Raw genomic sequence first — 18,439 nt, forward strand, 5'->3', positions numbered from 1 at the left:
GATTGTAAGGGGGCGACATATGCGTAAAATCACAGCGGGTCAGATTGGTTGTTTCACGCTGTTGCTCACAGTGATCATACTGTTGGCGGTGTTTACTACCAATCTTCTTGTACACAGGTCGTGGTTGGGTGATTTCTACGCAGTGGTCTACGTCATGATGCTGATCCTGTCAGTCTACTGCTGGGCGTTTGTGGTTTACCGGCTGTTCTTGCGCCGGTGCCCGCTGCAGGAAGGCTATATCGAACCTGGTTCCAGTGCCGAATTTGCCGCCCAGGTAAACATACTGTTTTACCTGATGTTATTTAATACATTGATTCGCACGGAGTTTCTGCCCGTTCCAATCAAAACGCTGGTGTATTCGTGTCTGGGTACCAAGATTGGCTCAAACAGTTTCAGTCCGGGTACGATATTGGACCCACCGCTCACCGAACTGGGTGACAACACGATCATCGGGCACGCCGCGACACTCTATTCACACGCGATAGAAGGGCACCATTTTTCGCTGGAGCGCATCGTGTTGGGCAATAATGTGACAGTAGGTGCGCACGCTATCATCATGTCCGGTGTGACGGTCGGAGACGGCGCCATTGTGTCTGCTGGTGCAGTCGTTAAAAAGGGCACGCAGATCGGTCCGGGGGAACATTGGGGAGGCGTGCCCGCGCGCCGTTTGGGCAGTGGTCCCGATGAATCCGTGTGACGGGCCATACAAAGACAGGTATGTGGGCAGCGGGTCCGAATGACCCGCGGGTAAAGCCAATAATTTCATCGATAATTGTAATGTGGAGCGACCGGGGTATATGAACAGGGAATTAGTGAAACGTTTGGCGCTTGGCGCAGTCTTTCTGGCGGCTTCCAGCCTGCTGGTCTCATGTGCAAAGGATTTGACGCCGACTGAGCACATCGACAAGGCGCGCAGCCATATCGAGGCCGGTGAGTTTGATGCTGCGACTATTGAGTTGAAGAATGCCGCGAGTAAGGACCCGCACAATTCCCAGGCCCGCTATGAACTGGCAAACGTCGCACTCGCTACCGGGGAGGCTGCCACAGCCGAGAAGGAGGCTCGCCGTGCCGAGGAGCTCGGGATGCTCTCCCGTGATGTGATTCTTCTGCAGGTGCAAGCGATATATCTGCAGGGCGATTTTGACAGGCTGCTGGAAAAGTCCGAGAAACTGCCGAAAAAGGTGCCCGCCCCGGCGCTTGCCGATATCCACGGCTACCGCGCACACGCCCTGATTCAAAAGCAGCAGTTCAGGCTGGCCGACGCCGAGATTGCCAAGGCACTCAAGTTCAATGAATCGTCGGTAATTGCGATACTGGCGCGGGCCAGCTACGAGGCTCAGGTCGGACGACGTGAGACGGCTATGACGTTGACCGACGATGCTCTGAAAATTGATCCCAAGTCGGCGGAGGCATGGGCTTTGAAGGGGGACTTACTGGTAGTCGACGGTGAACTTCCCGCTGCGCGGGAAGCTTATGATAACGCGGTTGTGAATCGCAACTATGAATCTCTGTTACTCGCCAGGCGCGCGTTGGTCGAGGCTCAACTCGGCGATTTTGACGCGGCCAAGAACGATATAAAAACCTTGAATGACGGTGGGTTCAAAGAGCACCCCTACGTCAATTTTGTAAAGGGCTATATCGAGTTCGAGCAGGAAAATTTCGCGGTTGCATCAGAGGTGCTGGAGATCGCAGTTGCCGGTAACCCGCAGGATCCGCTCGCCAAGCTCTACCTCGTGGCCAGCTACATGGCTGAGGGCAAGCTGGAGCAGGCCCAACTGATTGCCAATCAGCTTTACTACGACATCCCCAACTCCGTTGAAGTGGCTCGGATGTTCGCCTCTCTGAGTATTCAGCAGCAGGATCTGGGCGCGGCCAAAGAAACGCTGGGTAAACTGCTTGAACAGCAGCAGGAAGATACGATGGCGTTGGGCATGCTGGGCACAATAGCGCTGATGGAAGGCAAGGGCGATGAGGCGATTGACTATTTACAGCGGTTGTCTGATCTGTCGCCACAGAATATGTCGGTGCAGAGTATGTTGAGTCTGGCCCGGACCATGCGGGGAGACTTTGTTGACGAGATTATCGCAGCGGCAGAGCTGAGGGTCTCTGAAGAAGAATTCTCCAAAGTGTTGATTTCGGCCGGTGCGGCGCTGGAGCAGGGCCGCTTGAAGGAGGCGGTCACAATCGCAGAGAATCTGCAGCAGCAGTATCCCGATCGCGTGGACCCGCTGAACATGCTGGCTGCAATCTACCTCTATGGTGGAGACTGGCGCAGGGGCCAGGCGTATCTGGAAAAGTCCCTGCTTATTGCACCCATGGACCCCTCAGCCGTTAAAAACCTGGCGAAGATATACATGCGAACGGGCGAGGAAGCGCGTGCCGAGGAGATGTTGGCAGCCTACCTGAAGGAGAACCCGGATGACCTGGAAGCAGTTGGGGTGCAGATGGAGTTAGTCGTTGCCACCAAGGATTTCCAGAGTTCGGAGAAACTGCTCGCTGAATTGCAGAGTCAGTACCCGGACAATCTGGAGATACAAGCCCGGCTGGCCAAACTCTATTTTGACAATAGACGGTATGAGCAACTGTCGGTACTCACTGAAAACCTGAGTGAAAAAACCATCAAGCAGCAGCCTTCACTGATGGAATTACGCGGAAAATCATTGATGAATCTCGGTAATGCAGAGGGTGCGTCCAAGGTATGGGAGAGGTGGGTTGAGATATCTCCCGACTCAGTGCTGGCAAATTTTTACTATGCCGACTCCCTGGCAAATTCGGACGATCTTGAGGAGGCGTTACAGCATCTGGAGATCGCCCGGGAGCTGAAACCCGGGTATATGCCTGCTAGGCTCTCTATCATCAGGTTTACAGCGCTGTCAGGCGATATGGACACTGCATTTGAGGAGATGGAAAAACTGCAGTCGGAGGTGCCACAGGATCGCGCAGACGTCTGGTATACGCAGGGCTGGTTAAATGTCCGTGCAGGGAATATTGAAGCCGCTGAGCAGGCGCTGCAGACGTCGCTGGCACTGCAGCCCACTCCGGATACCGTGATGCTGCTCTTCACTACGCTCAACAGCTTGGGTAAAGCGGCTGAGGCGTTGCAGGTATTGGAAGCCGGGTCTGAAAATTTTGTACGCAGTATTAGCCTGATGGCGGTGTTGGGGCAGAGCTACCTCGCGCGCGATGAGAAGGAAAAGGCGATTGGTGTTTACAAGCGGTTGCTCCGGGTTCAGCCGGAATCGGTGCTGGCGCTTAACAATCTGGCGTGGTTGACGCGTGATTCAAACCCCGAGCAGGCGCTGGAATACGCCACTCGGGGGAACGAACTGGCTCCTCAGGATCCCTACATGCTGTCGACATTTGGAACGGTATTGGTGGCCAATGGCGATGTGGACAAGGGAGAGCAAACGCTGCGTAAGGCGGTCGCGCTTTATCCGGAAAATATGCAGTTAAAGCTGGACCTAGGCCGTTTGTTGCTTGATATTGGTAAAAACGGGTCTGCCAGACCGTATCTGGAATTGGTAGTAGAAGGCGCTGATAACGCGGACACTGTGGCTGCGGCCAAGGAATTGCTGTCCACAATTGTAAAAGGTGGGTAGCATATTGCTGGTTTAGTCGGAAACCTGCGTCAGAAGAATGTCACTTAAACAGATTGAAGCTCAATAATGAGACTTGGTTCCTGTTTTTAGGCGACCGGTGAGAGGTATAATCGGGCCAAATTTTAGGGCATATTTGGGGTGTCAGCTTTTTTTACAACTGCGTGATATTTGAAGTTTTTAAAGTACTAAAAGTTTTTCAAGTGTTTGTATTTAAAGTAAAAAATATTCTTGGCACACACTTTGCTAAATAAGATTCAGAAGGATTCAATAGCCAGTGAGCAGCAACTGGTTGTAGAACAGCAGGCAGAGTTAACATTTTTTAGGAGCTCGACATGAAATTCAGTAAAGGGAAATTAGCAGTTGTATTCAGTGCGGCACTGGGGCTCGGTTTGAGCGGCCAGGCGTCTGCTGATGTTTATGGTCTGAGTTACCTGAACGTCGATAATCTCGGCGTCACGTTCAATGCCACCAGCGGTAGTGCAGGGCTGTATACCTTCAGCGCCAACCAGGACGCGATCCTTAATGGTGTTGACGATCCATTAAGTGGTGCGGCGAACTGCGCTGGCAGCTTTGGTGTGTTCACCTCCTGCTCCATTGCCCCCCCAACCCTGAGCGGCAAAGTGCAGAATGCACCGCCTGCCAGTGCTGGCGTTCGCGGTGAGGGCGACTACACAGTATTCGGGATGGCGGGGGACTACTCCAATGCGGAAGCTGAAGTGATTTCAGCGGCGCTGACTGGCGATGCGTTCACTCACGTGACGTCAATCTCCGAGAGCAACCTGGATCTTGGCGCCAGCGCCCAGTCCAATACCAATGCCGGTTCAAACACCAGTCTGGCCCTGACGTTTACTGGTACTAGTGGAACGCTCAGCGTGGCGTTTGACGCTGATATCAATGTTCACACCGAGGTGACAGAGGGTGATCTGGGTATCGCGCAAGCGGCGTCTGGAGCGACACTGTTGCTACAGAAAGATGGGGTAACAATCGCATCATGGGCACCTACTGGCACTAACACAGTAACAACATGTGAGGCAGGTCTGACCTGTACAGCAACAGAGACAGCATTGTCACTGAACAACACCTCTTCAAGTGATGGTGTGGCCAACATCGTGGCTGGCAGCGGCAGCTACAAAATCGATATCTCTGGCCTGTCTTCAGGTAATTATACTCTGGCCTTTAACACCACTACTTCTACGGACTTGTTCCGAGTAGTACCGGTGCCCAGCTCTCTGCTGCTGATGGGTACTGGCCTGCTGCTGGGTGCGCGCGCTACACGACGCAACAAGAAGTAAACATGCCGGTTGCCTGACAATTCAGGCAGCTTTATAAAAACCGCACTGCAAAGTGCGGTTTTTTTTGCCTGTATAATCCTATCCAGATACGCACGAGCTGTGGCTGGCGTGGAACCCTCGCTGAGCTGCAGGCTTTTCCGCGAAACAAGCCTGCTAAAAATATCGTGTGAGCTCGATGCCGAGATAATCATCGGACCTGAAGAAATAGAGGTTGTCCTTGTCGTCCGTGTTTGTCGTAAAGCGCAGTTCCAGTGACAGCACCCAGTTTTCACCGAGGCGGCGCGATGCCTCTATGTTGCCGAAAACCGCCTGCGTGTCTGTGTCGTAAAGTACGCCCGCCAGTGCCATGGTGCTGGCAAGATCGTTTGCCGTGAGCCGCAGCCCGAGGTAAATATCGCTCTGTAGGCCATTGGTGGCCTCGTCGCCGCGTTCATCGTAGTGATATTCCAGCAACAGGCCCAGATCGATGTTTGAAGTGGCCACTCCAAAACTGGTTCTTTCGAAACCACCCACATAGGCATAGTAATCTTCGAGGGTATTCCAGTTATAAATTGCCTCTAGTTTCCACAGCCATGCCCCTTTGGTGGCTTGCGCATCAAGGCTGGTCTGATCGATCTGGATATAATAGGGCAACAGCTTCAGGTCGCTGTTCAAGACGGCCGGGTTCAGATAGGGCTCACGGCTTGTGCCCGAAAAATGCGCCAGACCAATATCCCAGTCACCCAGGTTATGGCTCCAGCGGAGTGCGAAATCGATGTGTTTCTCCTTGGCGCCAGATTCATACTGTGGGTCGCGCGTATCGACTTCGGGATCTGTGCGCAATCGACCGTGCTTGCCTGGAAAGGTTCTTTCCCGGAAGTAGGGCAGGACATAGATCTGCCAGTTACCCCAGTCACTGTAGTAATCGAGGTTCAGCATCGGCTGGCCGAGCTTTTCCTCGCCGTCGATGTTTTCGACCAGGTCTGTCTGGTTGATGATGTCGACAAGGTGCTGGGATTCTGTAACCCCCCAGAAGACGACGTCCAGGCCTACTTTACCCACCCAGCGCCGGTGCTCAATCTGCCAGTACAATTCTCTGATGTCGGCGTGTGTGCGCTGATCGTCCGCTGTGTCGTAGCGAAAGAAGGGACTGAATGCGAATTGCTGGTCGCCGTTGTCCCAGTCGGTATAGTACTCAGGCTTGAAGGCCAGTGAAAAATCCTGATCCTCCTGATCGGCGAACTCCGGTGACTTTGGAAATAGCCGTGCATCGATACTGAGGTAGCCTGACCACTCCCCCCAATTTATTGAGCGCTCAGAGGCAGCATCGGCCTCTGTGTTTGAAACCGCGGTTGCAGGTGGTGCGATATCACCCACGGCACGTTCTGTGCCGGACAATATCGATAAAACCATCGCTACAGGTAGCGCCGACCGTACCACTTAATATCCTCTACACTATTTGTGTGCTAACGGATGCGGGAGATGGCGCTCGGCGTGAAGTCCGAATCACGCAAGCCGGCCCTGAATTGATAGTTGCCGAATTTCAATGTTGTGCTTTTACCCGTCTGGTGATTGCGCATAATCATTTCTGCCGGGCGCCAGTACTGGTTCAGGTATTGCTGATAGTTCACCGGGCTCATCGTTTTCAGCAGCGTATTTTTGCGATCATAGTAATCCACGCGCTGCAGTCGGTACTCCGCCTGGTCCACCCAGATTATCTGCCGTGTATATCCCGAGTTTTTGTCGGTCGGGATACGTTCCACCACAAAGCAGGGTTCGCCGTTGATCGTTTCGTCCCGCAGATACTTGTAACTGTACTTCTCCACCTCCTGCGATGAAAGGTCTTCATACGCGAACTCACTGCCCATAAAGGGCCCCGATTTATCAGCCGATGATATACGTTTGACGCGCTTTAGTGCCGGTAGGTACAGCCACTGCTCATCAGAGTCGAGCTTATGGGTGAATGTAAGGATTGCTGTCCCTTTCAGGTCTCTGGGGCGATCGAAGACCATGATACTTTTATCGCCGTCGCCTTCCACTTCCAGCACCATTTGGCGCATTTCACGGGTGGTAGCATTGTCCGCAGACGACGCTATCACCATCGTCAGGTCAACAGCGGTATCGCCAAAGCCACTGTCACGCCGATCCGCTTCAATGGCAATGGCCAGGCCTTTGTCGGTATCAGGGCTTGCCAGAGCAGCTGGTAAGCCAAGGAGGCAGAGAAAAACAGTAATCAGTGCGCGCATCGAATGCCTGGCGGTTGAATGATGGCTTTCAGCGATCTCGCGGTTGGGCTTATACATTGGAATGTCCCGGGTGTTGTTTGTCTGGCTGGGGGTGGATCAGCCACCGATCTATCTTCAAAAGCAGTGCTGGCAGGAACAGGAGATCCAGTACAATCGCTGCGGCTATTGTCAGTGCCACAAGCAGCCCGGACGTTGAATTAACTGCAAAGTCCGAATATACCAGCACTAGAAAGCCTGCAGCCAATACGATAGAGGTGGATACCAGTGCGTTGCCGACGGTGGCAAATGTGTGATGTATCGCCTGCGGTGCGGGCATTTTTTCGTGCACGCGCGCCTCTCTGTACTTGACCAGGAAATGTGTGCTGTCATCGACTACGATGCCGAGTGTGAGACTGAATACCACCGAAGCCGCCATGTTGATCTCGCCGACGAGGGCACTCCAGATGCCGAGAATGACGAGGGCGGGGAAGAGGTTGGGCAGGAAACTCAGCAGGCCAAATTTCATTGAGCGGAAGGCGATTATCATACAGGTTGAAATGACAGCGATGGCAAACAGGGAACCGCCCAACATGCTTTCTATATTGCGCATGCCAATACGGGCAAAGCTGATGGACTGGCCAGCCCCGCGCGCGACGATATCCGGAGTGTTGGCCTCCATCCACTGCCGCGCGCGTTCCTCAAATGCAATCAGGCCCTGCGATTTCTGGTTCTTGAGTACAGCCGAGACCTTTAGAGCAGTTTTTTCGGCATTTATTTGATGGGTCACATCGAGCCCGTACGGGATCGAAATTTCGTACAGGAGGAGGTATTGGGACGTCATTTCAGATGTGTCCGGCAGGCGATGCCAGGCAGGGTCATCCTCATGCAATACCTGGTTGAGGCGTTTCAGCGTGTCTGTGAAAACCTCCACATTGACAACTTCGGGCTGTGTCCTCAACCAGCGCGCAAAACTGGCTACCGATTGGAGGAACTCGGGGTCCGCGACTCCCCCCGGGCTATTAGCTTCAACCGAATAGTGCAGAGACTGGTTCCCCGATAACTTGTCTTCAACGACTTTAATGGCGTTGGTCAGCGGGACATTGGAGGAGAAGTAGTCTGTTGGGTCGTCGTTCAGTTCAAGGCTGGGTATATAGCTGATTGCCAGCGCAGTCAGCGCAAGAGAACTCCATAAAATGGCCGTGTGGTGGCCTGTAACAAACCGCGCCAGTCGCATTAGCGGCAGGCCCGTACCGGTTGCACCGGAGCCGATTTTGAAGGGCAGGGCAAGCATCAAACCAGGAAGAACTGTTAAAGTCACCCACAGAGCACCCAGTACACCGACAGCAGAGATGGTACCCAATTCCCGGAAAGGCGGAGAGTCGCTGAAGTTCATACTGATGAAGCCCAATGCCGTCGTGATGCTGGTTAGCACAATCGGGTACAGCGTCTGTCGTAGACTTGAGGTCACAGCGGCCGCTCGGGATTCCCCGCCGCGCAACCTGGCAAGAAAGGCGCTGAGGACGTGCACGCAGTCGGCAATAGCGAGCGTCATAATAATCGTCGGAGCGGAGGCATTCACACTGTTGATGCCGATGCCAACCCAGCCTGCATACCCCATGCCGACGACAACACTCAGAATTATCGCAATCACGGTGCACAGCGATGCAGCCGCTGATCGGAGCAGCAGGGCCAGCAGTAGGAGCACGATGAAGAACATCATTGGCATCAAGCTCACCGAGTCTGCCTGGGTGATCTCTGCCAGAGTCTGTTCGGTCAGGGCCCAGCCGGCAAGGTGAATCTGCAAGTCGGGGTTGTCGCGGATTGCCTGGTCCCGAATGCCGCGCGCATACGCGACAGATTCGGCGATCGCTGTGGCTTTATCGGTACCCGGCATGGCAAGGTTCAAGCTGACGTTGACCGCTGCCACGCCCCCACTGTCAGACAGCAGGCGGCCCTTTAGTGGTTCCTGCGACAGGGCTGTTTCCCTTATTTGCACAATGTCAGCCGCCTCCAGCGAGGCTGCGTCCTCGACCAGGGGACCAATATGTATGTCATCCCCTTCTACGACTGGATAGAGATAATTGTTGAGAGAATCCACTCGTCTTGAGTGGGGTATGAGCCAAGATTGTTCTGTGATCTGCTGCAGCGAGATGAGGTTGTCGGTTGAGAAAATGTCGCCGCTGTGCGCCTCAATCACAAAGAGGATGTTGTCCTCTCGACCATAGGTGCGTTCAATATTCTCCTGCGCAAGTAGATTAGGGTCGTTTTCACTGAAGAAGACTTTGATGCCCGACTCCAGTTGTAGCCGGCTCGCACCAAACCCAAGCGCGAGAACCATTATCAAGCTGCACGCAGCTATCGCGCCAGCGTGGCGGACCAGCGTCGCTATAAATGTTTCTTTAAGCGTCATCTTCACAGTACTAATATAGCGGCCAATTGCAGTGCGCAGCGCGTCAACGGCCCCGATGATAACGCATTCAAGCTCGACCCCGAGAGCATAGTTTCTCCATTGCTCGCTGCTCCCCGAACAGGCTCAGCCTGCGTTTTGCGGGCGAGGACTTCCCAATTTGTGCGGAGCAGGCCCGCATGTCGCGGATAATACCCTGTTTCTGTACCGACAATAGGGGGGAGGGCGTTCATCTGGACAATGGATAGATTATTCCTATCTCTTTTTGGGATTAAAGTAAACATACATTCTTGCTTATAAGCGGTATTTATTTTTCAAAAGTGTCGTATTTCTCACATTATGGCCATACAATAAATGTTCTGTTGAGCCCCGTGCCAGGCTTTTTAGAATAATAGCAATAGCTATTTATCCTGCTGATAACTGTGGTTTGATGGCGAATGTATACGCTGTCTCAGGCCTTTAGGGCCTCTTTAAGGACATTATAAGAAGGAATGGAGGGTCACCACTGTGTCACTTGAGTTCAAAATAACCCGAGACCCTCACATACTGGATCAGTATTACCTTTTGCGGGAGCAGTGTTATCGTTCCGAACTGGGGCTTGCGGAGTTCGATGGGTCGGAAGACGATCAGGACAAGCATGCAAAGATTATGGTGGCGATGGAAGGTGACCGCTGTATAGGTGGTGTTCGAATTTCATCGCATATCACACTCACCAGCCAGCTGGAGCAATTGGGCCTCGATAAAGATCGGTGTTGCATGTGGGAGCGTTTCGCCATCAATCCCGTCATGCGGACGCTGGGCGTATTTCGAGAGTTTAATGATTATCTGGTCGCCGCCTCGCGAGAATGTGGGTACGAGAATGCGATGGTTTTGAGTTCGCTTACAAATGCGCGCTTCTATCGTCGCTGCCATTCGGCACTGGGTGTTAAGTTTCAGATTCATCGCCAGGTACCGCACTGTGCACAGGGCATTTTTTCCGGTCTGGAGCATTATCTGTCAGTCGCTCATTTGCAGCCTCGCAACGCGCTTCAAATCGCTGTTTGACCAACATCATTCGCGCTGGTTGACGCGCGATTTTTAGATGCACTTCACAAAACGTGCATTCGCTGGTTCCAATACACCCGACACCCTGTGGTGACAGCCACTTCACGAAGACAATTCGTATAGACTGCTTTCACTCGGGAGTATTGTTTCCAACTCTGGCCAACCCTTTCTCGTTTGCTGTGCGGTTGACTTTATGGATAATGATCTGGCGACGTGTTTCAACGTGCTGTCTCCTAACCCATGAACAGTGATGCCGCTGCCGATGGGCCCCGACCCCTTTGGGAACTCGAATAAACAAGTGAGTAGGTAGAATGAAGACATTATTACGTACCCTCCCAGCGCTTTTTTTTGTAAGTCTGTTTATTGTGGGGTGTGGTGAAGACCTGAGTAGTGAGGAACACCTCAATAACGCCGATAAGTTTGTGGAGGAGGGCAAGTATCAAGAGGCCATAATCGAGCTAAAGAACTCGCTGCGTAAAGATAACAGTAATGCGCGGGCGCGCGCGACCCTAGGTGCTATCTACTTTCAGGAAGCGTTCTATGCGGACGCGGACAAAGAACTGTCCAGAGCACTTTCATCCGGGATGGACCCAACAGCTGTGGTGCCGGTGCTGGCTCAGGTGCTGTTGAATCTGCGCGAGTATGACCGGCTCGAGGATCTGTCGCTAGATGGGCTGGATGCTGAGAGTCGATCTACGCTGCTGGCTGCACAAGGTCTTTCCAAGCTCTATTCGCAGGAGTCGGAAGCGGCGTTTGAACTTGTCGATGCGGCAATGGAGAACGAGCCAAGTTCGATCTATGCCAAGGTGGCAGCGGCGAGAGTATCGATGCTAAGGGGGAAACCGGACGAAGCTCGCGCTCAGTTGCGGGAGGTATTCAAGGTCGATAAAAATTTCGCCCAGTCGTGGATATTGTTGGGAGATATAGAACGTGCGCAGGGAAACTCTAAAAAGGCGAAGCAAGCGTACTCCAGAGCCTTTCACCTCACCAAAAACAAGTTTGAGCCTCTGTTGAACCGAGCGATGGTGCGAATTGATCTGGGTGAGTTTGAAGAAGCGGAAGAGGATCTTAATCGGCTGGAGCGCGCCTACAAATCGGCTGGTGAGCACCCTGGCGTGCAGTTTGCGAAAGGTCTGGTCTATATTGAGTCCAAGCAGACAGATGATGCCGAGGATGCGCTTGAGATAGCCTCGCAGTACCCCGACAACTACCCGGAAGCACTCTACTACCTGGCAGCTATTCAAGCTGACAAAGGTCGTACTACCAGAGCATTGAATCTGATCAGCCAGTATCTGGTGCTAAGGCCGGAAAGTGCAGACGGTGCAAAACTGGCCGCAAAACTCGAGCTGCGCAAGAAAAATTACCGTAGTGCGGAGAGGTTATTGGTCCCCGTAGTCAACGCTAACAAGGATGATGTGGAAGCCATGAATCTCTTGGCCAATGCACGTATGGCTCAGGGTAACAATGATGCAGGTATAGATTTGCTGGCGCAGATCGTAGCTTCTCAGCCTGATTCCAGCGACGCCAAAGCGCGACTGGGTGCCGCTTATCTTGCGGCGGGTTCCGAGGAGCAGGGGATTGAGACGCTACAGAGCATTTTGAAAGAAGCCCCGAATTACGATAAGGCCGACAATTTAATCGTAATGTACTACCTCAGTAAGCAGGAGGTGGATAAGGCGATTGAGTCGGCGCAACAGTATACGCAACGAAATCCGTCACCCAAGTCCTATGTGCTGTTGGCGCGCACCTACATCGCCAATGACGAAGCCGATTCCGCCAAGGCCGCTTTTGGCCAAGCGCTGGAAATCAAACCCGGTCACCCCATCGCGGGCAACAGTCTGGCTGAGTACGCCCTCAGAGAGAGCGATTATGAGACGGCGCGAAGCTACTACAATCAGGTGCTTGAGCAGAATCCTGATCATATGGACACGCGAATGAAGCTCGCTTCCACGTATGCGATGGAAGGCAATTATGAGGAGATGCTGGCCTATCTCGACGAGACATTAGCCGAATATCCGCGTTCCATGGAACCCCGTCTGGTGAAGGCGCGGTACTTTATCTCCATTGGTGAGATGGAGAAGGCTATCCCGCTGTTTGAAGCGCTTTCCGAAGAACAGAAAGAGCATCCGGATGCGCTGGAAACTATAGCGACTTTTGAGTTGGAGACGGGACGTTTCAACCAGGCTGTTGGAACCATCGGTACGTTGATCGACAAAAAACAGAATGTGGCGAACTACCACTTTATGAAATCCAGGGCGTATGCAGGTCTGGGTGAGCAGGAAAAGATGTCAGCGGAACTTGCCACGACATTGCGACTGGATCCTAACCATTTTGGTGCAAAGATTGCGAGTGCACGCGTCGCCCTCCTTGATGATGACCTGCCGGAATTTGAGAAGAAACTGGCAGGACTGAAAAAAGTTGCACCAGATAACCCTGAGGTTATCCGTCTGGAAATTGCCTACGCACACAAGGAAGGTGACAACACGCGAGCCAAAAAATTGTTAGAAGGTCTCTTCGAACGAGAGCCCACGACAAGCAATGCAATCGCGCTGGCCACACTAAAACAGAGTTCCGGTGATATGGACGGTGCGATAGTGCAGCTTGAAGAGTGGGTTCAGAAGAATCCGGGTGATGTGGCGGCAAGGGGTCGATTGTCGGAACTCTATGGCAGTGTTAATCGGGTAAGTGATGTGATGAAACAGTGTCGCGAGATACTCAAGCTGGAGCCGGACAATATCCCGGCACTGAACAACCTGGCATGGTATCTACTCAAAGACGATCCCAAGCAGGCGCTGGCCCATGCAGAACGCGCAGTGGCACTGGCTCCGGACTCAAGTGCTGTGTTGGATACGCTTGCTCTGGCTCAACTCGAGAACGGCAATATTGTCGACGCCAGGCGAAGCATAGACCGCGCGCTCGCCGATTCACCCAAGAGCGCAGATATTCGATTTCACGAAGCCAGGATAAGGGCTGCTGAGGGCGATCGTAGCGGTGCTGTCGTCGCATTGAACTCGCTGCTTAACAGGGACGAGGAGTTTGCAGAGAAGCAGGCTGCGGAGGCGTTACTAAAAGAGTTGCAATCACAAGGCAGCTAGCGGTTTACCGGACAGCGCACCACAGGGGTAACACCTCACAGTTGTCGCAATCGAGGGAGGTGGGCGCGGCATCGGGTCCTCCGACCCGCTTCCGTGCCCCTGTCATCACACTTTCAGGCCCAGTCGCTCCAGCAGTTTGTACAGCGTCGGACGGGTGACACCCAGTGCGTTGGCGGCGTCGGTAATATTCTGGTTGCTGTGGTTCATCGCGCGGATGATCGCCTTGCGTTCTGCTTCGTCGCGAACTTCCTTCAGGTTGAGCGGCGTGGGCTCCATAACGGCCTCAGCTAACTGTAGGTCATCCGGTCGGATAAGGTTACTATCAGCCATAATGACCGCACGTTTCACGCGACTTTCGAGTTCGCGTACGTTGCCGGGCCAGTCGAAAGCTTCCATTGCTGCGATGGCCTCAGTGGAAAAGTTCATGGCCGATTTTCCGTATTCCTTGCTCCATACATTCAGGAAGGATTTCGCCAATACCAGAATGTCACTTTCGCGATCTTTCAACGGCGGTATTTCGAGAACGATCTCGCTGATTCGATAGTACAGGTCTTCGCGAAACAGGCCTTTCGAAATCAGGGACTGGATATCCTGGTGTGTCGCACAGAGAATGCGCACATCGACGGGGATTTCCTTGCGACCACCAATTCGTTCCACGACACGCTCCTGCAAAAAGCGCAGCAGTTTGGCTTGCAACTCCATTGGAAGGTCACCTATTTCGTCGAGAAACAGGGTGCCGCCATCAGCGTACTCTATTTTTCCAGGCGTTTGTTTTGCCGCTCCAGTGAAGGCGCCTTTCTCATAGCCAAACAATTCACTTTCCAGCAGGTTGTCCGGAATTGCCGCGCAGTTGATGGCAACCATCGGCCCCTGCGATCGTGTACTCAAATCGTGTAAGGCCTGCGCGCATCGCTCTTTACCCGTCCCGCTTGCACCCAGCAGCAATGTGGTGATATCTGACGGTGCGATTTTTTCTATGGTACGACACACTTTGAGCATCTGCGGGCTCGCTGTGATAATACCTTTGAGTGGCATGTTCTGATCGTGTTGTTGCAGTCGGCGATTCTCAACTTCAAGTTGATAGACGTGGTAGGCACGGCTCACCAGCAGGGCCAGCAATTCCGGGTCTGCCGGCTTCTGGTGAAAGTCGTAGGCGCCCATGGCGATAGCCTTTACCGCATTCGCCCTGTCATTGTCTCCGGTGACAATAATCACTTTGGTTTCAGGTGCCAGAGAAAGTATTTCATTCAGTGTTGCCAGGCCCTCTGTAACCCCGCCTGGATCCGGCGGCAGCCCCAGATCCAGCAGTACTACACCGGGCTGAATCCTGCGTAGCTGATTGATAGCTTCGGTACGATCTCCCGTCACAGTGACTTCGAAGTCGTCAAAGGCCCAGCGCAACTGGCTTTGCAGTCCCTTGTCATCTTCCACAACCAAAAGATGTTTTTTGTCGTTTTTCACGAGATTGTTACCTTTTGTGGTGTATTTTCGTGTTCATCTGTCGCTACTTCCGTGCAGGGTATAAAGACACGGAACAGCGAGCCGGTACCCAGTGTGCTCTGTACTTTTATACTGCCACCGATACTGTGGATGAAATCACGGCTTTCAAAAGCACCTATGCCCATTCCCGTTAAACCCTTGGTGGAGTCGAACGGTTTGAACAGGCGCTGGCGGATAAACTCCTCATCCATTCCTATGCCGGTATCTTCCACTTCTACCACGGCGCCGCCCCGCTCACGCAACAGGCGAACGGTGACAGTCCCGCTTTTATCCGTGGCCTCCTGGGCATTCTGCAGGAGGTGTCCAAAAACGGTTTGCAGGCGATCGCGATCGCAGGTCAGGGAAAACGTGCAGTCGCCCAGTTCCATGGCGGGAGCTGGGTCCCTGTGTCGTGCCTCGGTTACTACCGTTTCCAGCAGGTCGGCCAGATCAAACTCTTGCTGTTCTGTTTGACCTGCGCCGCTGCGCAGTTGAGCCATCAGCTTGCTCATGCGTGTGACAGTATTGCTGACGGTGCTGACCATGTCATCAATAAACTCGGGATTGTGCTTGTGCTTCTGTGCGTTGGAAACCATCAGAGAGAGTTGCGCCAGAATGTTTTTCAGATCGTGAATGACATAGGCTGAGAGACGATTGAACGCCTCAAACTGGCGTGATTCCATCAGAGCCTTATCCGCCTGAAACTGAGCCAGGTGACTGCCGGCCTGCTTGCCCGCCACCTTGAGAAGATCGCGATCCTCCCAGTTGAATTCCTGCGGTAAATCGGATTCTCGCAGCAGCAAAATACCCTGCAGGCGCTCCCCGAACAACAATGGGATAATCAGCCACGCGCGGGGGATACTGGTAAGCTCCTCAGGCAACTGCAATCCGCCGTACAGGTCGGGCACCTGACGCCACTCTCTAAGATCGATGATCCAGCCCTCTTCCTGTAGCCACAGTGCCAGACCGCCAAGGTCTGCCTCGTTGCTGGGCAGCGGCATCTCCCAATTGGCGACAATATTGAATCGTCCATCGTCTGTTCTGCTCCAGAGTATGCCTGCCGGGCTCTTGACCAGATGGGCAACTGCGCGCGTGATATTCTCGGGGATGTCGTTATTACCACTGGCCAGCGTGGCAGTGAACTGCAGCCATTCCAGACGGTAGTCGTATTTGTAGCTGAAGAAGTTCTTACTGAGCCATACCCGTGCGCTGGCCCGGATGCGTCCCGAAAACAGCAGTACAACCAGGGTCAGGCCTGCGGCACACAGAAAAGTAATTTGCAGTACGCCGCCCCAGCTTCCGCCCAGATAGCGGATAAAATAGGCGGCAAGGGCCATGGTGATCAGGTAGATACCTGACACCATGAGCGTTAGTGAATGGAAGGCGACGTGACGCGAGAGGTGAATGCCCGGTGCATTATCCGGCGCCTCACTGCGATCGGTGCGACTGATGCTGATGGCCATCAGTATGGCAGCCATCGCGCTGACAATGCCTCTGGCCTGCCATGAGTTGCTGTCCAACTGGCGGAACAGCAGAGCCTCGGCATACATAAAGAAATCGAATGCGAACAGGATGCCCAAACCGAGACAAAGATGCTTTGTCGCCCAGAGTTCACTCTCATTGCTATTGCGGAAAAACTGCTCCAGTAATAGCATCCCTACAACCGACATGGCGATCCAGGTACTGAAACTCAGGTTGACAGACAGGCTGTACAGCGCCGGTACATAGTTAGTCAGAATTTCCGCACCCGGCAGGGCAGCCAGCACCAGAACAAAACCGAGGGTAAACCAGGGAATCCAGCGACTGGTCGCCAGAATGTGATCCGTGCCCTGCACCCTCATGCCAATAAGTTTTAGAAGAACGAAGATCCATGCCGCATTTCTGGCGATCTCTGTCAGTTGCATAAGAAGAATCTGCGGTTCGGCGAGCAGCGTTGAAGCGGTAACCACAGCAGCCCACAGCGCACTGAGGGAACTGGCCACCAGAAGTGCATTTCCCAGTGGGTTATGACGACGGACAATAAGAACCAACAGCAGCAACATCGAATAGGCGAGCAGGGCTGTGCCGTAGCTGTATGAGCCAATATTGCTGAGGACTGTCGTTTCTGTCTCCAATTCTAAACTCATCAAATCGTGTGCCAAGTCACGTTCCGCGATAGCGGCGCTGGGACAGAAACACTATACTGCTGCTCCATTGGAGTAAATCCTGTCAGGGGATAAGTGGGATACGCCGCACAATAATACGCGTACCCATTCGGGGAATTGTAGTAAGGGGCCACACATTGTCCAAGTCTGCCTTTGAGGCGCTAGAACCAGAGCTTTTTCAGCGGTCATCCCGGTGGCTGGTGACGGGTGCTGCGGGATTTATCGGATCTCATCTGATAGAGAAATTGCTGACCCTTGATCAGGAGGTTGTAGGGCTCGATAATTTTGCTACTGGGTCACGTGCAAACCTTGAGCATGTGCGCGCGGGCGTAGGTGAGGAGAAGTGGCGCCGCTTTACTTTTTTTGAGGCTGATATTTGCGATCTACAAGCCTGTCAGCAAGCCACCAGCGGCGTGAAATATGTTCTGCACCAGGCGGCGTTGGGAAGCGTGCCGCGCTCGGTTGCCGACCCGCTGCTGACAAACAGAGCCAATGTCGATGGCTTTCTCAATATGCTGGTGGCGTCTCGGGATGCCAATGTAGAGCGTTTTATTTATGCAGCTTCATCCTCGACCTACGGTGATCACCCCGGGCTGCCAAAGGTGGAAGACCTGATAGGTAAACCCCTGTCTCCCTACGCGGTCACCAAGTATGTGAATGAACTCTATGCCGACGTCTTCGCTCGGACCTACGGCATGAAGTGTATCGGCCTGCGATATTTCAACGTGTTCGGGCCAAGGCAGGATCCACAGGGTGCTTATGCCGCGGTCATCCCCCGGTGGTTCGAACAATTGTGCCAGGGTGTCGCACCACAGATTAATGGCGATGGTGAAACCTCCCGAGATTTCTGCTTTATCGACAATACAGTGCAGGCCAATTTGCTGGCGGCGACCAGTGAGCACCCCGATGCCTGTAATCAGGTTTACAACGTTGCGGTAGGCGGGCGGACTTCCCTGAATGAATTGTTCTATTCCATCCGCGCTCTGCTCGGTGCCGCGAACGAAACGGTTCTGGCTATTGAGCCGTTGTATGCCGGTTTCAGGGAAGGGGACGTACGTCACTCGCAGGCGGACATCAGCCGGGCGCGCGAGTTGCTCGGGTATCAGCCTACGCATACGGTCGACCAGGGGCTGGCAGTTACCTGTGATTGGTTTTTGGGACTTCAAAGATAGGAT

At 53.4% G+C, this 18,439-nt stretch carries 11 protein-coding genes; 6 read left to right on the plus strand and 5 right to left on the minus strand.

The features are described from left to right. The first annotated feature begins 19 nt into the window (after positions 1-19). The 3 genes from AC0L6S_RS01090 to AC0L6S_RS01100 all read left to right on the plus strand — a co-directional run bounded on the left by AC0L6S_RS01090 (position 20) and on the right by AC0L6S_RS01100 (position 4,891). Positions 20-697, plus strand: coding sequence for an acyltransferase (locus AC0L6S_RS01090; RefSeq protein WP_473426572.1), 678 nt, complete (start codon positions 20-22; stop codon positions 695-697). A 100-nt stretch (positions 698-797) separates the two neighbouring features. Further along, positions 798-3,599 carry an XrtA/PEP-CTERM system TPR-repeat protein PrsT gene (prsT, locus tag AC0L6S_RS01095; protein ID WP_473426573.1) on the plus strand — a complete coding sequence of 934 codons (2,802 nt, stop codon included), beginning with the start codon at positions 798-800 and terminating at the stop codon, positions 3,597-3,599. Between the two features lie 332 nt (positions 3,600-3,931). Then, on the plus strand, positions 3,932-4,891 hold the full coding sequence (locus AC0L6S_RS01100; protein ID WP_473426574.1) for an EDSAP-1 family PEP-CTERM protein: 960 nt from the start codon (positions 3,932-3,934) through the stop codon (positions 4,889-4,891). 153 nt (positions 4,892-5,044) lie between these two features. On the opposite strand, the gene AC0L6S_RS01105 is transcribed toward AC0L6S_RS01100, so the two are convergent. From AC0L6S_RS01105 to AC0L6S_RS01115, 3 genes are all read right to left on the minus strand, one after another. Then, a complete protein-coding gene (locus AC0L6S_RS01105) occupies positions 5,045-6,268 on the minus strand; it encodes a hypothetical protein (RefSeq protein WP_473426575.1) in 1,224 nt (407 codons plus the stop codon). Between the two features lie 68 nt (positions 6,269-6,336). Continuing rightward, positions 6,337-7,173 (minus strand): outer membrane lipoprotein-sorting protein, encoded by an 837-nt coding sequence (locus tag AC0L6S_RS01110; RefSeq protein ID WP_473426576.1) that lies wholly within the window; start codon positions 7,171-7,173, stop codon positions 6,337-6,339. Continuing rightward, on the minus strand, positions 7,166-9,505 hold the full coding sequence (locus tag AC0L6S_RS01115) for an efflux RND transporter permease subunit (RefSeq protein ID WP_473426577.1): 2,340 nt from the start codon (positions 9,503-9,505) through the stop codon (positions 7,166-7,168). Before AC0L6S_RS01115 ends, AC0L6S_RS01110 begins: the two co-directional genes overlap by 8 nt. Positions 9,506-10,009: 504 nt before the next feature. On the opposite strand from AC0L6S_RS01115, the gene AC0L6S_RS01120 reads away from it, so the two are divergent. Then, positions 10,010-10,546 (plus strand): hypothetical protein, encoded by a 537-nt coding sequence (locus AC0L6S_RS01120; RefSeq protein ID WP_473426578.1) that lies wholly within the window; start codon positions 10,010-10,012, stop codon positions 10,544-10,546. Between the two features lie 311 nt (positions 10,547-10,857). Next, positions 10,858-13,641: an XrtA/PEP-CTERM system TPR-repeat protein PrsT gene (gene prsT, locus AC0L6S_RS01125; protein ID WP_473426579.1), complete on the plus strand. Its 2,784-nt coding sequence runs from the start codon at positions 10,858-10,860 to the stop codon at positions 13,639-13,641. A gap of 105 nt (positions 13,642-13,746) precedes the next feature. On the opposite strand, the gene prsR is transcribed toward prsT (AC0L6S_RS01125), so the two are convergent. Together prsR and prsK are read right to left on the minus strand one after the other, a co-directional pair. Beyond that, positions 13,747-15,102, minus strand: a complete 1,356-nt coding sequence (gene prsR, locus AC0L6S_RS01130) for a PEP-CTERM-box response regulator transcription factor (protein ID WP_473426580.1) — start codon at positions 15,100-15,102, stop codon at positions 13,747-13,749. Further along, positions 15,099-17,246: an XrtA/PEP-CTERM system histidine kinase PrsK gene (prsK, locus tag AC0L6S_RS01135; protein WP_473426581.1), complete on the minus strand. Its 2,148-nt coding sequence runs from the start codon at positions 17,244-17,246 to the stop codon at positions 15,099-15,101. The genes prsR and prsK overlap by 4 nt, the downstream gene beginning before the upstream one ends. Positions 17,247-17,401: 155 nt before the next feature. On the opposite strand from prsK, the gene AC0L6S_RS01140 reads away from it, so the two are divergent. Beyond that, positions 17,402-18,436: an SDR family oxidoreductase gene (locus AC0L6S_RS01140; RefSeq protein ID WP_473426582.1), complete on the plus strand. Its 1,035-nt coding sequence runs from the start codon at positions 17,402-17,404 to the stop codon at positions 18,434-18,436. Positions 18,437-18,439 lie beyond the last annotated feature (3 nt).

Source organism: Halioglobus sp. D3-4, assembly GCF_055809315.1.